We start from the raw sequence: 16,587 nt of genomic DNA, 5'->3' as shown, positions 1-16,587 counted from the left end.
ACGTAACGCCCGGCTCTGGCCGGGCCATTTAGTAAACTCAGCGATTTGGGTTTACTAGACGGACTGGCCAGAACCGGGCGCTACGTTTTTATCCTTGATCAATGCTCGTCTTTCAGCGTCGAGAGGAAGCTGACCACGTCGCGGATTTCGCGTTTCGTGAGCAGGTATTTCATCTCCGGCATACTCGACGGATCGTTAGTGCGCTTGGCAATCTGGTCTTTCGCGATGGTCCGAGCCGGGTCGTTGCCTATCTTGATCTGAAGCTCTTTATCGGTCTCGCCCGCCAGAATACCCGACAGCGACTTGCCATCTTTCAGCGTCACCGACACTGTACCATAGCCGGGTGCGAGCCGGGCGCTGGGGTTGATGACCGCTTCGAGCAGTTGTTCGCGGGTGAGACGGCCAGCAACGCCGTTGAGCCGTGGCCCTGCATTGCCGCCCTGATCGTTGTACGAGTGGCAGCGGATACACTGCGCCGTTGGGTGCCGGAAGAAAATGCGGCGCCCTTTGTCGGCCACACCGCCCATCAGGCTCCCTTTAAACGCGTCGGCGTCGGACAGTTGCCCGCTGAGGCTTTTGTAGCGGGCCGTCAGCGCCGCCGATTTGCTGCTCTCGATGGCTTCCTCCAGTTCCAGATACAACTCGGGCGACAACGTACCGGCCTGCATCGAGCTAAGCAGTTTGTCGAAAACGGGCTGCGAATTGGCGGCGGGCAACGTACCCAGCGTCAGCAGGGCTGCCTGCTTTTCTTCAATCGGGCCGTTATCGAGTACGTTGGTCAGCAGGCGTACCATCTGCTCTTTCGGCATGGCGGCTTTCCCGAGCAGGTCAAGCCCCGCCACCCGTACCTCACGCGCTTTGTCAGCAAGGGCCGTTTCAATGGCGGCATTCAGTTGCGGGGCGTTCAGCGAAGCCAGTCCGCGCAGGGCCGCTTCCCGAACCGCCGGATCGGCGTCTGTCGATACCAGCTTGGCCATCGCTTCATCGGCCGACGAAATGCCCAGCCGACGAATGGCCGAAATGGCGCTGAGACGTACCTGCCGCTCCGACTGCGTCAGCGCGCCAGTATAGGCCGAGGCCGTCGCAGTCCGAACGGGTGCCAGGTCACGCTCGACGGCCCCCCGATAACGTCCGTCAACCCGGTCGAGCACCGACGGCTTGGCCCAGGTGCTGAGGGCGTCCATCGCCTCGGCCCGCATGGCGGCGGGGTTACCCGTGCCCTGGAAATAGCCGATCAGCGTCTGCATGGCCTCGGGTGTACCCACGCGCATGTTGGCGTTGATGGCCCGGCGGATGAGCGCTTCGTTACTGAATTTAGTGGTCTGGAGCAACTTAGCCAGGGCGGGCAGCGCGGCGGGAATCGAGAGGTCGTCGTTGATACCGCGGGCGGCTTCGGTCACCACAAACTCGTCTTTGTCGTTCAGGAACGAGGCAATGCCGGGGCTTTGCATGCGACGCAGCGCCACCACGGCTCCCACCCGAACGGCCTTCGACTTATGGTTGGCCAGCGAAATGAGCGGGTCGGCTTTCCCAATCCGGGCCAGGGCGAGGCTCGCCCCGTGGCGCAGGTAGGCGTCTTCGTCGTTGTTCTCCTCCAGCAGTTTAATCAGCGGCTGAATGGCGGGTTCGTAGGCAATACGACCCAGGGCTTCGGCGGCAAAGAACCGCGTCCGGCTGTTATCGTCGGTGAGCAGCGGCAGCAGGGCCGAACCGGCCTCCGCATAGCGCACATCGCCGAGCCAGCGGGCGGCCTGCGCCCGAATTTCGGGGTCGCTGTCGGTCAGCAGGGGGAGTAGCAGTTTTGCGTGCGTTTTGCTCTGGCGCGCCAGTTGACTGATGCCCCAGATGCCGTGAATGCGCGCCAGTTGGTTGGCCTTCTGCCCAATCGCCTGCTGGAAAATAGGGAGGCTGGCTGCACCCCGGCGGGCCAGTTCAAACTGCGCTTTCTGACGTACCCGCATGTCGGGGTTGCTCAGCAACGTACCCAGGCTGGCGGCGGTGCGGGGCCGGAAATCGGCCGCCAGCAGGGCTTTCGTGCGTTGCCGTTCTTCGAAGGCGGCCCCGCCCTGCACGTCCATCTTCCAGATACGGCCATAGTTTTTGGTGTCCCAGCCGTTGATCCAGTCGGCCACGTAGAGCGAGCCGTCGGGACCAAAGTCGATGCCTGTGGCCAGCACGCCGCCGACGATCTTCTTCGTTTCGCCCAGTTCAAAACCGGCGCCTTTGGGTTTCAGCTTGAAGGCGTGAATGCCGGAGTTGGTGGGGCTGCCGATAAACTCGGCCAGGAAGAACGTGTTCTTGTATTGCGGCCCCAGTGCCGTGCCGGGGTTGTATTTCATGCCCGCCGGACCACTCACGTAGTTGGCAATGGTGGGGGTGATGTAGGCCGCCTGCCCCTCAAATTTGGGCTTGAACATATTCTCGTCCATCCAAACCTTGTAGGTGTTGTTGAGCGGATCGCGGTATTTGCCATACTGCCAGTTGCTCCGCCAGCCCGTATCTGAGCCGTCGACGATGTACACCAGCCGTTCTTTCTCGCCGGGGTGGTCGCCGTCGTTGTCTTCGCTGATGAGGTTACCGTATTCGTCAAACACAAACTCGTGCGTATTCCGGACGCCATAGGCAAACACCTCGAAGTCGGAGCCGTCGGGGTTGGCCCGCACAATCACGCCGCTGTTGGGGTGTTCCCACTTTTTGCCGTCGGGGCCTTTGCCCGAGAACCCGATGTCGCCGATCTGCCAGTAAATCTTACCGTCAGGGCCCATCTCGATGCCCGACATGCCGTGGCCGCTGAAGCCGACGTGTACGCCGTAGCCATGCGAGATCGACGTTTTTTCGTCGGCAATACCATCGCCATTCTTGTCGCGCAGCCGCCACAGGTCGGGCGCCACGGCCACATACACGTCGTTGCCGTGGGCCATTACGCCACCGGCCACGTCGGTGATTTCTTCGTGGAAATCGCTGGTCACCAGCTTCGACTGATCGGCTACGCCATCGCCGTTGGTGTCTTCCAGCCGGAATACGTCTTCGCGCTCCACGGTCAGGTCGCGCCAGTCGTGCGAGCCATCGCCGTTTACGTCTTTCAGCCACTCGTTTTTGGCGCTGTTGGCCGGAGCGAGCACCTTCCGCAGAAACGCCCGCCGATCTTCAACCGTCTGCAACCGGATCGACTCGATTTCCCAGTCCTGATGCCCGCGAATGTCGAACTCCGAGTTTTTCTGGCGGTTGGTCCTATTGTAATAAAGCCGCCCCTTGTCGTCGACGTCGATGCCGATGGGGTCAGACACGAGCGAATCGACGCCCCACAGCTTGAGGGTCAGGCCCGGTGCCAATTGGGGGGTGACCGTAGCTTCGATGGCTTTGGCCATGCGGACGGCCTTGTCGGGCGCCAGCCGTTTGATGCGCTTGTCAATGGGCGCAATGGACTGTTGGTAGCCAGCCAAACCCAGCAGCGTAACCAGGCCTGCCGACCAGAGCGCGTGCTTGCGGGTAAAGACCCGTATGCGGTGTTGTTTCATGTAAAGAACCCGTTAAGCAGTTGGCCATGCGGGCGGCCTTTTGGTAACCGCCCGGGACACTAGGAGCTAAAGGCCATTGGGTGCACTTTTTACCAATGCATAAAGGGGCCGATGAACCCCGCAGCGCACATTCGTGAAAGAAAGCGAATGCCCTGTTAATCGATTTATAACGCAGGCTTGTTGTTCTATGACAAAACCGGGATAAATTTGTTGCTTTGACAACTAATTCATCAACGAACCGCCATGCCGCTCTATCATCGACTGGGTACGTTGCCCCCTAAACGGCACACGATCTTCAAGAGTCCTGAGGGTGCTTATTATTACGAACAGCTCTTCGGTACGGTTGGCTTCGATGGCATGTCGTCGCTGCTGTACCACCTGCACCGGCCTACGCAGGTGAAGGCCGTGCTGGATACGGTGGACCTGCGCCCGCAACTGGCCGTGGAGCACAACATCCAATCACGCAAGCTGATCGGGTTTGACGTACCCCCGGCTGATGATTTTCTGCAAAGTCGCACGCCGCTGTTGGTCAATAACGACGTGGTGGTGGGCGTGGCCGCACCCCGGCAATCGCTGACCGACTATTTCTACAAAAACGCCGACGCCGACGAACTGCTGTTTGTGCACCGGGGCTCGGGTACGTTGCGGACGCTGCTGGGCAACATCCCCTTCGTGCCGGGCGATTACGTGCTCATTCCGCGCGGCATGATCTACCAGATTCAGTTTACCCCAATGGGTAACGAGACGGGCAACGCGGCCGACAATCGGCTGTTTTACCTGGAATCGACGTCGCCGATTTACACGCCCAAGCGCTACCGCAACTGGTTCGGGCAGCAACTGGAACACTCGCCCTACTGCGAGCGCGACTTCCGGCTACCGCAGGACCTCGAAACGCACGACGAAACCGGCGACTTCGTGATCAAGATCAAAAAAGAGGGCATTCTGCATACGCTCGTGTATGCGACGCATCCGTTCGACGTGGTCGGCTGGGACGGTTACAATTTCCCGTACGCCCTCTCGATTCATGATTTTGAGCCGATTACGGGGCGCATCCATCAGCCGCCGCCGGTGCATCAGACGTTCGAGACGAAAGCCTGCGTGATCTGCTCGTTTGTGCCGCGCCTGTTCGATTACCACCCGCAGGCGATTCCGGCTCCCTACAACCACAGCAACATCGACTCCGACGAGGTGCTGTATTACGTCGATGGCAATTTCATGTCGCGCAACGGCATCGGGCCTGGCGTGCTGACGCTGCATCCCGGTGGCATTCCGCACGGGCCGCATCCCGGCGCAATGGAGCGCAGCATCGGTAAAACCGGTACCGACGAACTCGCCGTGATGGTCGACACCTTCCGCCCGCTGCGCCTCACCACCCAGGCGATGGGCATCGACGACGGCATCTATTTTCAATCGTGGACGGAGGAGTGAAAGAGTGAATGAGCGAAAGAGTGAAAGAGTTGTAGGGTTGCGTCAAGCCCTTTTGCTCATTCACTCTTTCGCTCATTCACTCTTTCACTCTTTCACTCTTTATCATATGCCCTGCTTTATCATATGCCCTGGCTACCCATTCCTGCTGATTCTGATTTTTCAATCCATAACCTGCCGTATGGCGTGTTCAGCACGGCGCAACGTACCCAGCCGCGTGTGGGCGTGGCCATTGGCGACCAGATCATCGATATGGCGGTGGCGGCCCAGCTGGGTACGTTCGATACCTGCCTGACCAAGGCCCAGCGGTCGGTTTTCAGCCAACCGTACCTGAACGATTTTATTCGGCTGGGGCGAACCATCTGGCAGCAGGTACGTCGGGTGCTGCAAACCGAACTGAGCGATCCGGCGTCACGGCTGAAAGCTAATGCCCAACACGCGCTGGTGGCGCAGGCCGACGCAACGATGCACATGCCCGTTCAAATTGGCGACTATACCGATTTTTATTCGAGCATCGACCACGCCAGCAACGTCGGCAAGATGTTTCGCGATCCAGCCAATGCGCTGTTGCCCAACTGGCGCCACCTTCCGGTGGGCTACCACGGCCGGGCGTCGTCGGTGGTGGTGTCAGGTACGTCCATCCGGCGACCACAGGGGCAGCGCCTGCCAAAAGGGGTAGATCAACCCGTTTTCGGACCGAGCCAACGACTCGATTTCGAGCTGGAAACGGCGTTCATCGTTGGGAAAGACACGGCGTTGGGTACGTCGGTAACTCCCGGTGATTTTGATGAGCACGCCTTCGGCATGGTGCTGTTCAACGACTGGTCGGCGCGCGATATTCAGCAATGGGAGTACGTGCCGCTCGGGCCGTTTCTGGGTAAAAGTTTCGCTTCGTCGGTGTCGCCCTGGGTGGTCACGATAGAGGCGTTGGCCCCGTTTCGGGTGGCTGGGTACGTGCAGGAGCCCGAACCGCTACCGTACCTGCACGACCCCAACCCATTGCCCAATTTCGACATCAATCTGACGGTCGAACTGACCGATCCGGCTGACGTTACAACCGTCATTTCCCGCTCCAATCAGCGGTTTTTATACTGGTCGCAGGCGCAGCAACTGGCGCACCATACCATCAACGGCTGTAACCTCCGCGTGGGTGATCTGATGGCATCCGGCACCATCTCCGGCCCCGACCGGTCATCGTGGGGGTCGCTGCTCGAATTGTCGTGGGGTGGTGCCGAACCCCTTACGTTGGCCGACGGTAGCAAGCGCACCTTTTTGGAGGACGGCGATACGGTCACGTTCCGGGGCTGGGCGGGTGAAGGCGACCACCGCGTCGGTTTTGGCGAGGTAACGGGAACGGTACTGTAACGGCTGCGCCTTCCGGTACAGCTTCACCTGAACCAGTCGGCATAGTCCGCGGCAAACTGGGCGAATGGGCGAGCGGGATGACCGGTAATCGCCGCGACGGTATCGGTCACCGCGGCGGCTTCGCCCCGGCTGTAGTGCGCATAATCCTCGACCAACCCGGTGGCCTGCCAGTCGATGAAACCGGCCTTGAGCAATTCCTGATGCATCACCTCGCCCGGGATGTAAACAAACTGTACTGACCGATGCAGCGCCTGCCCCAACGCATTGGCCAAGTCGGCGTGGGTGAGCGACTGGGGACCGGTCAACGTGTAGGTCTGATTCGCATGGCCGGGTTGGGTGAGTACCGTAGCGGCCACGTCGGCAATGTCGCGGATATCGATGAGGCTGACGCTGGCGTCATTAATAGGGGCAAACAGGGCGCCCTGCTGCCGAATCAGGTCGCGAAAGCCGAGCAGCCCCTGCATAAAGAGGTTGGGCCGCAGAAACGTGTACGTCAGCCCGCTCGCCTGAATGGCGTTCTCCACAACAGCATGGTAGCGCAGAAAACGAACCGGTGAATGAGCATCTGCCGCCAATTGAGATAGTTTAACCAGGTGCTGAACGCCCGCTTTCCGGGCTTCTTCGACAAAGTGGAGTTGTTGCGCTTCAGCCTGAGCCGACGAGGGTGTTAATAAAAAAGCCTGCTCCATACCGTTGAGCGCCGTGGCCAGTGAGGACGGGTCGTCAAAATCGCCCGCCACCACGGTGGCACCGGGCAGGGTGGCCAGGTCGCTGGCCCTTTCGGGTCGACGGACCATCGCCCGGAAGGGAACGCCCCGGTTGCTGAGGGTCTGGCAGAGTGCCGTGCCGATGGTACCGGTCGCACCGGTAATTAATACGGTGGGTCGTTGGCTCGGCGGGGTGACGAGTGACCCGGTTTTTGTGGTTGTAATCATGAGTCGTACCAATCAGGCGTTATAGTCTCCGATCGGTCAGACAAAAGTCCTTAGACAGCGCCCCCCAAACTTGTACGAAAACGAAATGCAAGCCCCTACGTTTACGGCCATTGTCGATGCCATACCGCCATTGGAAGCGGTCTTTCGGCACGTGTACGCCGTCCGGCACGATGCCGAGGCTCAGCCTGTCGTTCAGCAGCTACTGCCCAATTACGAGATGCTGGTTGGTTTCAACTTCGGAACGGACGTACCCATCCGGCTAGGGGGGCAGGCTTTCTCTATTCACCACACTGCGATTATTGGGCCTCTGGATAAAACGCTGGCGTACGAGGTGCGGCCTGGTGCCGACCTGATGGTCGTTGTGTTTACGCTCAATGGCTTCTATCGGTTGATGGGCCATCAGTTGAAAACGGGCATGGCTGACATCCGATTAACCAGTCCGCAACTCGAGTCAGTCACGCTGGTTTCGTTATGGGAGGAGTTAGCTAACCGGCCCACGCTGTATGAGCGCATCAGCCACGTCAATGCCTATGCGCTGACCCAGCTGATGCCAGCCGACGACGTGACGAGACGAATGCCCGCCGACGTGGGCTATTTTGAGACAACAGCTGTTGATCCGGTTAAAGGCATGGCGGGCGATAGGCAACTCACGCCCCGAAGTGTACAGCAGCGCATGAAAACGCATCTGGGATACTCGGCAAAAGAACTGACCCGCTTTCTGCGCTTCCGAAAGCTGATCGACCGCTTGATGGAAGCCCGGCCGTCGGCAGTTGACTGGCAGGCACTGGTCACGGAGTTCGGCTATTACGATCAGCCGCATCTATCCCGCGACTTTCAGTACTTCCTGGGCCTGTCGCCGCGCCGTTTCCTGGCCGAACTCGCTCGCGGTGGGTTGTGCGTCGCCCGACGTGGGAAGTTTTATTAGGGGCGTTGGCAGGACACGACTTTACTTTGTTCGCATTCGTTGCTCGTTGGGTAGACAACCTGCCTGTCTGAGAGTTTCTAGTACTAAACGCATCGATCACCAACCGCCGCCCCTAATTCCTGCCATTATGCGCTTACTTTTTGTTCTAGTGCTGCTTACGACGGCTTCCTACGCCCAGCCCCTGACCGTCAAAGGGCTCAACCAACCCGTCGAGGTACTTCGTGACCAATGGGGCGTCAATCACATTTACGCCAAAAACGAACACGATCTGTTCTTTGCACAGGGCTATCTGGCGGCGCAGGACCGGCTGTTTCAGCTCGAGCTATGGCGGCGGCAGGCGACCGGCACCGTAGCCGAACTGCTGGGCCCGCAGGAACTGAAACGCGACATCGGCACGCGGCTGTTCAAGTTTCGGACCACTAACCTCGACGCCGAGCTGAACCACTACCATCCCCACGGTAGCCTGATCGTGCGGGCGTTTGTGGCGGGCATCAACGCCTACGTGACGCAGATCAACCAGACGCCGGAGAAACTGCCGTTTGAGTTTAAAACGCTGAATACCCGCCCCGGCCTCTGGACGCCCGAGGTGGTGATCAGCCGGCATCAGGGCCTGCTCAGCAACATCCGCGACGAACTGAACTACGGTCGGCTGGTGCATTTGATCGGGGCGGATAGCCTGCGGATGCTACAGTGGTTTCACCCCAAAACAAAAGCCAACGATCCCGACCTGACGCTGCACGTGGACGGCAAGGGACTGATGCAGCCTATTCTGGAATTGTACGAAGCGTTTCGTCTGCCCATCCGGTTCAGCAAATCCGATAAATCGATGGGCGTGACGATGGAAGACGAAGCCCTGCGCCAACAGCGGCAGCAGGAGATTGATGCCTGGTTCGAGGCCGAGAAACAATTTGTCGGCTCTAACAACTGGGTGGTGTCGGGCAGCAAATCGGCGAGTGGGTATCCCATGCTGGCCAACGACCCACACCGGGCGCAGTCGGTGCCGTCGTTGCGCTACTGGGCGCACCTGAATGCGCCGGGCTGGAACGTAATCGGGGCGGGCGAACCCACACTGCCGGGTATTTCCATTGGCCACAACGACTACGGAGCCTGGGGCCTGACCATCTTCGACACCGACAACGAAGATTTGTACGTCTACGAAACCAACCCGGCCAACCCGAATCAGTACCGCTACAAGGGCCGCTGGGAACCCATGCGCACCCTGCGCGAAACGATTCCGGTGAAAGGCCAGTCCGCACAGACCGTCACGCTGAAGTACACCCGCCACGGCCCCGTGGTGTTTGAAGACGGCAAGGCGCACCGGGCCTACGCCGTGCGGGCGGGCTGGCGCGAACCCGGCTGTTCGCCCTACCTGGCCAGTCTGCGCATGAATCAGGCACGGTCGTGGGCCGAGTTCCGGCAGGCGTGTCTGGCCAGTCGGGTGCCGGGCGAAAACATGGTCTGGGCCGACCCTAAAGGGAACATCGGCTGGCAGGCGGTGGGGTTGGCACCAGTCCGCAAAAACTGGACGGGGCTGGTGCCGGTACCGGGCGATGGCCGCTTCGAGTGGTCGGGCTACCTGCCCATTGCGCAACTACCCCACAGCGAGAACCCCGCGTCGGGCTACATCGTCACGGCCAACAACAACCTTACGCCGGTCGATTTTCTGCACCGCAATGCCATCGGCTGGGTGTGGGCGGGACCGTCGCGGGCGCAGCGGATCGAGGAAGTGCTGGCCGATTCGCGCCGCAAAACGCTGCCCGATTTCATGCGCCTGCAAGCTGATTACGTAGCCCTGCCCGCCCGTACGCTGGTGCCCCTGCTGGAGCCACTGGCCTCGGAGGACGTACCCACCGAACAGGCGCTGGCTTACCTGCGCAAATGGAACTACGAACTGGCTCCCTCGTCGGTAGCCGCGGCCATTTACGTGGGTTTTGAAACGGCCCTTCGCCGCGCCTTCGCCGACCTCACCATCCCCGCCGATGCCAGACCCTACCTGCGCAGCATCCCAACGAAACGCATCCTCGACTGGGCCGTATCGCCGCAACTAGCCCTGAACCGGCCCATCGGGCGCGATAGCCTGCTGCTCGCCTGCCTGACGCAATCGGTACAGGAACTGAGTGGGCGGCTGGGTCCCGACATGGAAACCTGGGTGTATGGGCAGCGTCGCAACAAACACATTACCCTTACCAACGCCCTGAGCGAGCTGGTTGGTGAGGAGCAGCGACGGCGTATCAACCTCGGGCCGGTGGCGCGGGGTGGCTACAGCGAAACCGTCAACGTGACGGGTGGCGGCCTGAATCAGGAACATGGCGCTACCTTCCGGATCGTGGTCGACACCGAAGACTGGGACCGCACGATGGGTATCAACAGCCCCGGCCAATCGGCCAACCCCGATAGCCCGCACTACCGCGATCTGTTTCCATTATGGGCCGAGAATGGCTACTTTCCGGTTTTCTTTTCGAAGAAGAAAATCGAGCAGGTGACAGAATTGAAGCAGGTGCTGCGCCCTGGAGCAACCATTCGTCCCTGATAATAGCTCGTTGGTCATTAGTCGCTGGCTGAGGTTACCGCTATTGGTTGTACTTAGTAACCTACCACGCTACGCACGGCACCGCCAGCAAGTTCCGTTGATAAACGATGAATAAACCTGTACTAAACAAAATAACGGCGGGGTTACTAGGGTTAGCGGTAGGAGACGCGCTGGGTGTTCCCGTCGAGTTTCAGGGGCGGGTCTTTCTGAAGCAACGCCCCGTCACCACCATGCAGGGGCACGGCACCCACGATCAGCCAGCGGGCACCTGGTCGGACAACAGCTCGCTGTCGTTCTGCCTGGCCGAAAGTCTCTGCAAGGGCTATGACCTCAGCGACATCGCGCACCGGTTTATCAACTGGAGCGACCGGGGCTACTGGACGGCCCGTGGCCGCGTGTTTGCTATTGGCGTGGCCACCAGCACGGCCATTACCAAGCTACGGTTTGGCGTAGCCCCGACGCTGGCCGGTGGTCGCGCCGAGACCGACAATGGCAATGGGTCGCTGATGCGCCTGTTGCCGCTGGTGTTCTACCTGTATGAACGCCCCATCTCCGACCGGTATCGGCTCGTAACCGAAGTGTCGTCACTTACGCATGGGCATATACGTTCGGTGCTGGCCTGCTTTATCTATACTGAACTGGCCCGATGCCTGCTTGTCGAGCCCGACAAAGACAAGGCCTTTACGCAGATGAAAGAGGCCGTCAATGGGTTCATCGATGAATTTGCCATTGCGCCCGCGGAGGAACTCGTGCACTTCCAGCGTATTCTGGACCATCCGGCGCTGCCTGCACCCGCCAAACCGCTGGCCCATTGTCACGAGTCGGATATTCAGTCGTCGGGGTATGTGGTGCACACGCTGGAGGCCAGCCTCTGGTGTTTCCTGACCACCGATTCGTTTACGCAGGCGGTGTTGAAAGCCGTCAACCTGGGTGGCGATACCGACACCATCGGCAGCATTACGGGCGGCCTGGCCGGGCTACGTTATGGCGTGGGCAGTATTCCCAAACTGTGGCTATCGGTATTGGCCCGCCGCACCGACATCGAGGACCTGGCCGAGCGCCTGAGCGAACGCCTGTAGCCAGCAAACGCTACCGATGAATCTCCCTTACGACCAAACGGGCAGGTAGACACTGAACGTGGCCCCCTGATTGGGCTGACTGGTCGCGGTGATTGCCCCCCCGTGGTTAGCGGCCACTTTCTCACAGATGGCCAGACCAATACCCGTTCCTTCGTACTGACCCCGCCCGTGGAGGCGCTGGAACACCTGGAAAATGCGGTCGGTGTATTTGGCCTCGAACCCGATGCCATTGTCGGTCACATCGATGCGGTAATAGGCCGAGGCTGGGCGCGTTGGGCGCACATCGGCGGGGAGCAGGTCGGCGGCAACCGTTTGGGAACGTACCTGGATGTGGGGCCGCTGGTTGGGTACGTTGAACTTCAGCGCGTTGCTGAGCAGGTTCTGAAACAGCTGCCCCAACTGGGAGGCGTCGCCCTGCACGGTGGGGAGCTGATCAACGTCGACGACGGCCTCCGTTTCCTGAATGCGTAACTCAAGATCCGCCAGGGCGGTGTGGATGGTTTGGCTTAATTCGACAGCCGTGGCCGTTTCCTGCCGGGTCGAAATGCGCGAAAAGGTGAGCAGGTCCTGAATCAGCACCGACATCCGGCTGGCCGCGGCCTGCATGCGACTGAGCAGGTCGGCCCCGTCGCCCAGCTGATCGCCAAACTGGTCGATGAGCAGATTGCCGAAGGACCGGATTTTGCGCAGCGGCTCCTGGAGGTCATGTGAGGCCACATAGGCAAACTGCTGCAAATTGGCGTTAGAGCGTTCCAGGTCGCGCACCAGCGCCTGAAGCAGCTGGGTACGTTCCTGCACCTGCCGTTCCAGTGCCTGCTGTATCCGGCGCTGCTCGGTAACGTCCTGCGCCGTACCGCTGATCTTTTTGGGCTGGCCCTGTTCGTCAAACAGGGTCTTGCCGTGCGCATGGATGATCCGCTCGTAGCCTGAGCGCTCCACAAGCGTGTACTCTTCGTCAAACACACCCGATGAGCCGGGCCTGAGGGCAACCACGATGGCCTGCTCGACCCGAAGCCGATCGGTTTCGTGGATAAGGCTGTAGGCCGCGTCGGCCTTCGCCTGATTGTCGCCGAAGCCAAACCAGCCTTTTATCCGGTCTGAGTAGGTCATCTGCATGGTGGTGGCGTCGATTTCCCAGGCCCCCAGTTCGGCCAGTTCGATCGCCCCGCGCAGGGCCGCTTCGGTTTCCTCCACCTGCTGCTTGGCAAGGGCCAGATCGGTCACGTCGGCGGCGGTACTCATGACCCCGTAAACCTGCCCCTCCCCGTCGAAAAGGGGGGTGAAGCTGTAATTGAAAAAATAAGGCCTGGGCTCGCCGTGTACGATCAGGTCGACCCGTCGGTTCTTGGCATGAAACGCCACGCCGGTGGTGTAGACCTGATCCAGTTGGCTAAAAATGGCCTGGTACTGCAATTCAGGCAGCAGATCGGTGTAGCGTGTGCCAATCACATCGCGGCCTTTGCCCCACACATCCATGATGGCCTGGTTGGCAAGCTGAACGCGCTTTTCGGGGCCCACATAAACGCCGATCGGGAACGGGGCGCTCTCGACGACACTGCGCAGGTTCTGCTCACTCCGCTCCAGCGCGCGTTGGGTTAGCACCTGTTCCGTTACGTCAACAGACGTGTCGAGGATGCCATACACCTCACCTCGGGCATCGCGCAGGGGCTTGTACGAAAACGTGAAATAAAACGTCTGCAAGTGCCCGTCAACCAGCAGCTTCGCTTCGGCGGCCTGGGCTTCGTAGGCAACGCCGGTCGAGTAAACCGTATCCAGCAACTGAATAAACGGCTGATCGTCCAGTTCGGGCAGTGCTTCAATGAGCGGCTTGCCAATGATGGACGGGCCTTTGCCGAGGTAGCGAATCATGGTTTCGTTGGCAACCTCGATGTAATGATTCGGGCCCACAAAGAGCATCGTCGCCACCGAAGCCTCTTCGATAATCGACCGGAAGCGGCGCTCGCTCAGGAGCAGGGCTTCTTCGGCCTGTTTACGGTCGGTGATGTCGACACACGAGCTGATGTAGCCCGCAAACGAGCCGTCGGGCCGGAAGCGCACTGGCCCATTGGCCAGCAGCCAGCGGTAGTCGCCCGTTTTGCTCAGCAACCGAAACTCGCCCGTAAAAGGCACCCGCCTGGCAAACGCCGACAGGTATACGTTGACATACGCCTCCCGGTCGTCGGGGTGAATGAGGTCGGCCCAGCCGAAAGCAATCAGCTCGTTCATCGACCGGCCCGTCAGGTCTGTCCAGGCCCGGTTGAAGTAGGTAGCATTGCTGGTTTCGTCGCCGAGGGCAATGAGCACGTCCGTGCCTTCGGCCATGGTCCGGAAGCGTTCCTCGCTTTCGCGCCAGATCTGATCGATGCGGTATTGCTCCGTGATATCCTGCAAAATGCCGTTAAAGCGCTGAGCCGTCTTGTCGGACCCAAATTTGACTTTGCCTTTGGCGCGCACGACCCGCTCCGCGTTGGTATGCGGATTAATGATGGTATAGACGGTATCGTACTGCCCACCTGAGCTGATCTGCATGGCCCGCCAGATGGCCTCGGTGACCCGTTCCCGGTCGGCGGGGGCAATCACGTCCAGCGCCAGCGTGAGCGGAATATCATCGTCGGGGCGTAGGCCAAACCACTCTTTTAACCGTGCGTTGCCCTTGAAGGTGTTAGTGACTGGGTTGAGGTCCCAAACGCCCAGTTCAGCCGCATCAATGGCAAAGGCCAGTTCGTCGTAGAGTTCGTCGGCCGACGAATACACGGTTCTCATGAAGGAAGGGGAAAAGAAGCAGCAAGTTAGGTGTATCCGAAGTCAAGACGTAGGGCAACGACTATTTTCAATCAAATGGGACCAGAAACAAGCTGTTGTCGGATAATCGCTGATGGCTACTAAGGTACAGACAAGAGCAGGTTTGTTAACGAAATTCTTTCCCGAATAGAGTTGAAACATGGCCTTTCTGCCTTTGCCTATCGGGCTTCAACCAGTCTTGGTCATAATCGTGGGCTTTTTGCGCAGAAAAAGGCAGCTTTTGGTCACGATAGTCTATTTTTAACCCCGTTAAATACAAATCAACTCTTACGGTTCTAAACCTGCCACGTAGTTTACATGAATCAACTTGTTACAACGGATTACATCGTTTTCCTGCTCTATTTTGTCGGCGTCTCGGCCTATGGCTACTGGATCTACAAACGGAAACAGACCACGAGCATGGACACCAAAGATTTCTTCCTGGCCGAAGGATCCTTGACCTGGTGGGCGATCGGGGCATCGCTCATTGCTTCTAACATCTCCGCCGAGCAGTTTATCGGCATGTCGGGCGATGGGTTCCGGTTCGGGGTGGCTATTGCCGTATACGAGTGGCTGGCGGCGATCAGCCTCATTATCGTGGCCGTGTGGTTTATTCCGATCTACCTGAAGAATAAGATTTACACCATGCCGCAGTTCCTGAACACGCGCTACAACGAGACTGTGAGCTTGATTATGGCGGTGTTCTGGCTGTTTCTCTACGTCTTCGTGAACCTGACGTCGATTCTGTTTCTGGGGGCGCTGGCCCTGAGTAACCTGATCGGCGGCGACTCGTTTCACGTGATCGTCATCGGGCTGAGCATATTCGCCGTTTTCATTACACTGGGTGGCATGAAAGTGATTGGCTACACCGACGTGGTTCAGGTACTGGTGCTCATCATCGGTGGGCTCGTGACTACGTACCTGGCCCTAACTAAGGTGAGCGAAACCTTCGGACTGGGCAGCAGCGCCATAGCGGGTTTGGGGGCCATGATGAAAGATGCCGACGATCACTTCCACATGATTTTCCCGAAACCCGGCCCCGGCGCGTCGCAGGGCGAAATCAACCGCTATCTCACGCTGCCGGGTATTCTCATGTACCTGGGTGGGCAGTGGGTTGTGAACCTCAACTACTGGGGCTGTAACCAATACATCACGCAGCGGGCCCTGGGTGCCGATCTGCAAACGGCGCGTACGGGTATTCTTTTCGCGGCCATCCTGAAGATTTTCATGCCGATTATTGTGATGCTGCCGGGTATTGCCGCCTACGTGATCTTCAAAAATGGCGGTATTCAGGCCGAGATGTTGCGGAATGGTGTCGTGTCGGGCGATAATGCCTATTCGGCGATGCTGACATTCCTGCCTACGGGCCTCAAAGGGGTTTCGGTGGCGGCGCTTACGGCGGCGATCGTGGCTTCGCTGGCGGGTAAAGCCAACTCCATCTCAACGATCTTCACGCTGGATATCTACAAGAAATACATCGACAAGGGGGCCAGCGAAAGCAAGCAGCTTTGGGTGGGCCGGTTTGCCATTCTGGGGGCTATGCTCATCTCGATCATCTTCACCTGGGAAGATGCCCTGGGCATTGGTGGTGAAGGCGGCTTTACCTACATCCAGAAGTACACGGGCTACATCAGCCCTGGTATCTTCGCCATCTTCATTCTGGGCTTTTTCTGGAAGCGTACCACCGGCCCGGCGGCTATCGTCGGTATCCTGGCGGGCTTCGGGTTTGCACTGCTGTTCAACAACTTTGCGCCGGCACTCTTCGGCCCCGAAACGATCATGTACACGGCATTTCCCAACGGAAAGGGTGCCTACGAAATTCCATTCCTCGTAGCGATGGGCTGGTCGTTCTTCCTGACGGTTGGCCTGATGGTGCTGGTGAGTCTGGCCGGTCCGAAGATCAACCCGAAGGCCTTCGAGATCGACGCCGCGATGTTCAAGCTGTCGAACACCAGCATTGCCATGATCGTCGCGATTCTGGTGCTGTTCTCGATGCTCTACGTCCGGTTCTGGTAAGAGGAAGAAGTTT

9 protein-coding genes are annotated in these 16,587 nt (G+C 59.3%); 6 read left to right on the top strand and 3 right to left on the bottom strand.

Annotation, left to right across the window (positions count from 1 at the left end):
* Positions 1 to 98: 98 nt before the first annotated feature.
* Positions 99 to 3,518: a DUF7133 domain-containing protein gene (locus FAES_RS18670; RefSeq protein ID WP_015332787.1), complete on the bottom strand. Its 3,420-nt coding sequence runs from the start codon at positions 3,516 to 3,518 to the stop codon at positions 99 to 101.
* A 243-nt stretch (positions 3,519 to 3,761) separates the two neighbouring features.
* On the opposite strand from FAES_RS18670, the gene FAES_RS18665 reads away from it, so the two are divergent.
* Positions 3,762 to 4,946 (top strand): homogentisate 1,2-dioxygenase, encoded by a 1,185-nt coding sequence (locus tag FAES_RS18665; protein WP_015332786.1) that lies wholly within the window; start codon positions 3,762 to 3,764, stop codon positions 4,944 to 4,946.
* Positions 4,947 to 5,069: 123 nt separating this feature from the next.
* Positions 5,070 to 6,308 (top strand): fumarylacetoacetase, encoded by a 1,239-nt coding sequence (gene fahA, locus FAES_RS18660; protein WP_015332785.1) that lies wholly within the window; start codon positions 5,070 to 5,072, stop codon positions 6,306 to 6,308.
* Between the two features lie 23 nt (positions 6,309 to 6,331).
* Here the strand turns inward: fahA and FAES_RS18655 are convergent, their stop codons facing one another.
* Positions 6,332 to 7,243 (bottom strand): SDR family oxidoreductase, encoded by a 912-nt coding sequence (locus FAES_RS18655; RefSeq protein WP_015332784.1) that lies wholly within the window; start codon positions 7,241 to 7,243, stop codon positions 6,332 to 6,334.
* Positions 7,244 to 7,328: 85 nt separating this feature from the next.
* Here FAES_RS18655 and FAES_RS18650 point away from each other — a divergent pair, with 85 nt between their 5' ends.
* From FAES_RS18650 to FAES_RS18640, 3 genes are all read left to right on the top strand, one after another.
* Positions 7,329 to 8,168: an AraC family transcriptional regulator gene (locus FAES_RS18650; RefSeq protein WP_015332783.1), complete on the top strand. Its 840-nt coding sequence runs from the start codon at positions 7,329 to 7,331 to the stop codon at positions 8,166 to 8,168.
* A 127-nt stretch (positions 8,169 to 8,295) separates the two neighbouring features.
* Positions 8,296 to 10,698 (top strand): penicillin acylase family protein, encoded by a 2,403-nt coding sequence (locus FAES_RS18645; RefSeq protein ID WP_015332782.1) that lies wholly within the window; start codon positions 8,296 to 8,298, stop codon positions 10,696 to 10,698.
* 107 nt (positions 10,699 to 10,805) lie between these two features.
* Positions 10,806 to 11,777: an ADP-ribosylglycohydrolase family protein gene (locus FAES_RS18640; RefSeq protein WP_015332781.1), complete on the top strand. Its 972-nt coding sequence runs from the start codon at positions 10,806 to 10,808 to the stop codon at positions 11,775 to 11,777.
* A 27-nt stretch (positions 11,778 to 11,804) separates the two neighbouring features.
* Here the strand turns inward: FAES_RS18640 and FAES_RS29150 are convergent, their stop codons facing one another.
* The gene (locus FAES_RS29150) at positions 11,805 to 14,540 is read right to left on the bottom strand and encodes a PAS domain-containing sensor histidine kinase (RefSeq protein ID WP_015332780.1); all 2,736 of its coding nucleotides are present in this window, start codon (positions 14,538 to 14,540) and stop codon (positions 11,805 to 11,807) included.
* Between the two features lie 336 nt (positions 14,541 to 14,876).
* On the opposite strand from FAES_RS29150, the gene FAES_RS18630 reads away from it, so the two are divergent.
* Positions 14,877 to 16,574 (top strand): sodium:solute symporter family transporter, encoded by a 1,698-nt coding sequence (locus FAES_RS18630; RefSeq protein ID WP_015332779.1) that lies wholly within the window; start codon positions 14,877 to 14,879, stop codon positions 16,572 to 16,574.
* The last annotated feature ends 13 nt before the right edge of the window (positions 16,575 to 16,587 follow it).

The organism is Fibrella aestuarina BUZ 2 (genome assembly GCF_000331105.1).
GTDB classification, from domain to species: domain Bacteria; phylum Bacteroidota; class Bacteroidia; order Cytophagales; family Spirosomataceae; genus Fibrella; species Fibrella aestuarina.
Note: the sequence above shows the minus strand (reverse complement) of the source record. Positions and strands in the feature narration are given on the sequence as shown.

What these genes read in the sequence shown, in the direction of transcription:
- FAES_RS18670 (WP_015332787.1), bottom strand. Translation starts at nt 3,518, where the DNA reads ATGAAACAACACCGCATACGGGTCTTTACCCGCAAGCACGCGCTCTGG.
- FAES_RS18665 (WP_015332786.1), top strand. Translation starts at nt 3,762, where the DNA reads ATGCCGCTCTATCATCGACTGGGTACGTTGCCCCCTAAACGGCACACG.
- fahA (WP_015332785.1), top strand. Translation starts at nt 5,070, where the DNA reads ATGCCCTGGCTACCCATTCCTGCTGATTCTGATTTTTCAATCCATAAC.
- FAES_RS18655 (WP_015332784.1), bottom strand. Translation starts at nt 7,243, where the DNA reads ATGATTACAACCACAAAAACCGGGTCACTCGTCACCCCGCCGAGCCAA.
- FAES_RS18650 (WP_015332783.1), top strand. Translation starts at nt 7,329, where the DNA reads ATGCAAGCCCCTACGTTTACGGCCATTGTCGATGCCATACCGCCATTG.
- FAES_RS18645 (WP_015332782.1), top strand. Translation starts at nt 8,296, where the DNA reads ATGCGCTTACTTTTTGTTCTAGTGCTGCTTACGACGGCTTCCTACGCC.
- FAES_RS18640 (WP_015332781.1), top strand. Translation starts at nt 10,806, where the DNA reads ATGAATAAACCTGTACTAAACAAAATAACGGCGGGGTTACTAGGGTTA.
- FAES_RS29150 (WP_015332780.1), bottom strand. Translation starts at nt 14,540, where the DNA reads ATGAGAACCGTGTATTCGTCGGCCGACGAACTCTACGACGAACTGGCC.
- FAES_RS18630 (WP_015332779.1), top strand. Translation starts at nt 14,877, where the DNA reads ATGAATCAACTTGTTACAACGGATTACATCGTTTTCCTGCTCTATTTT.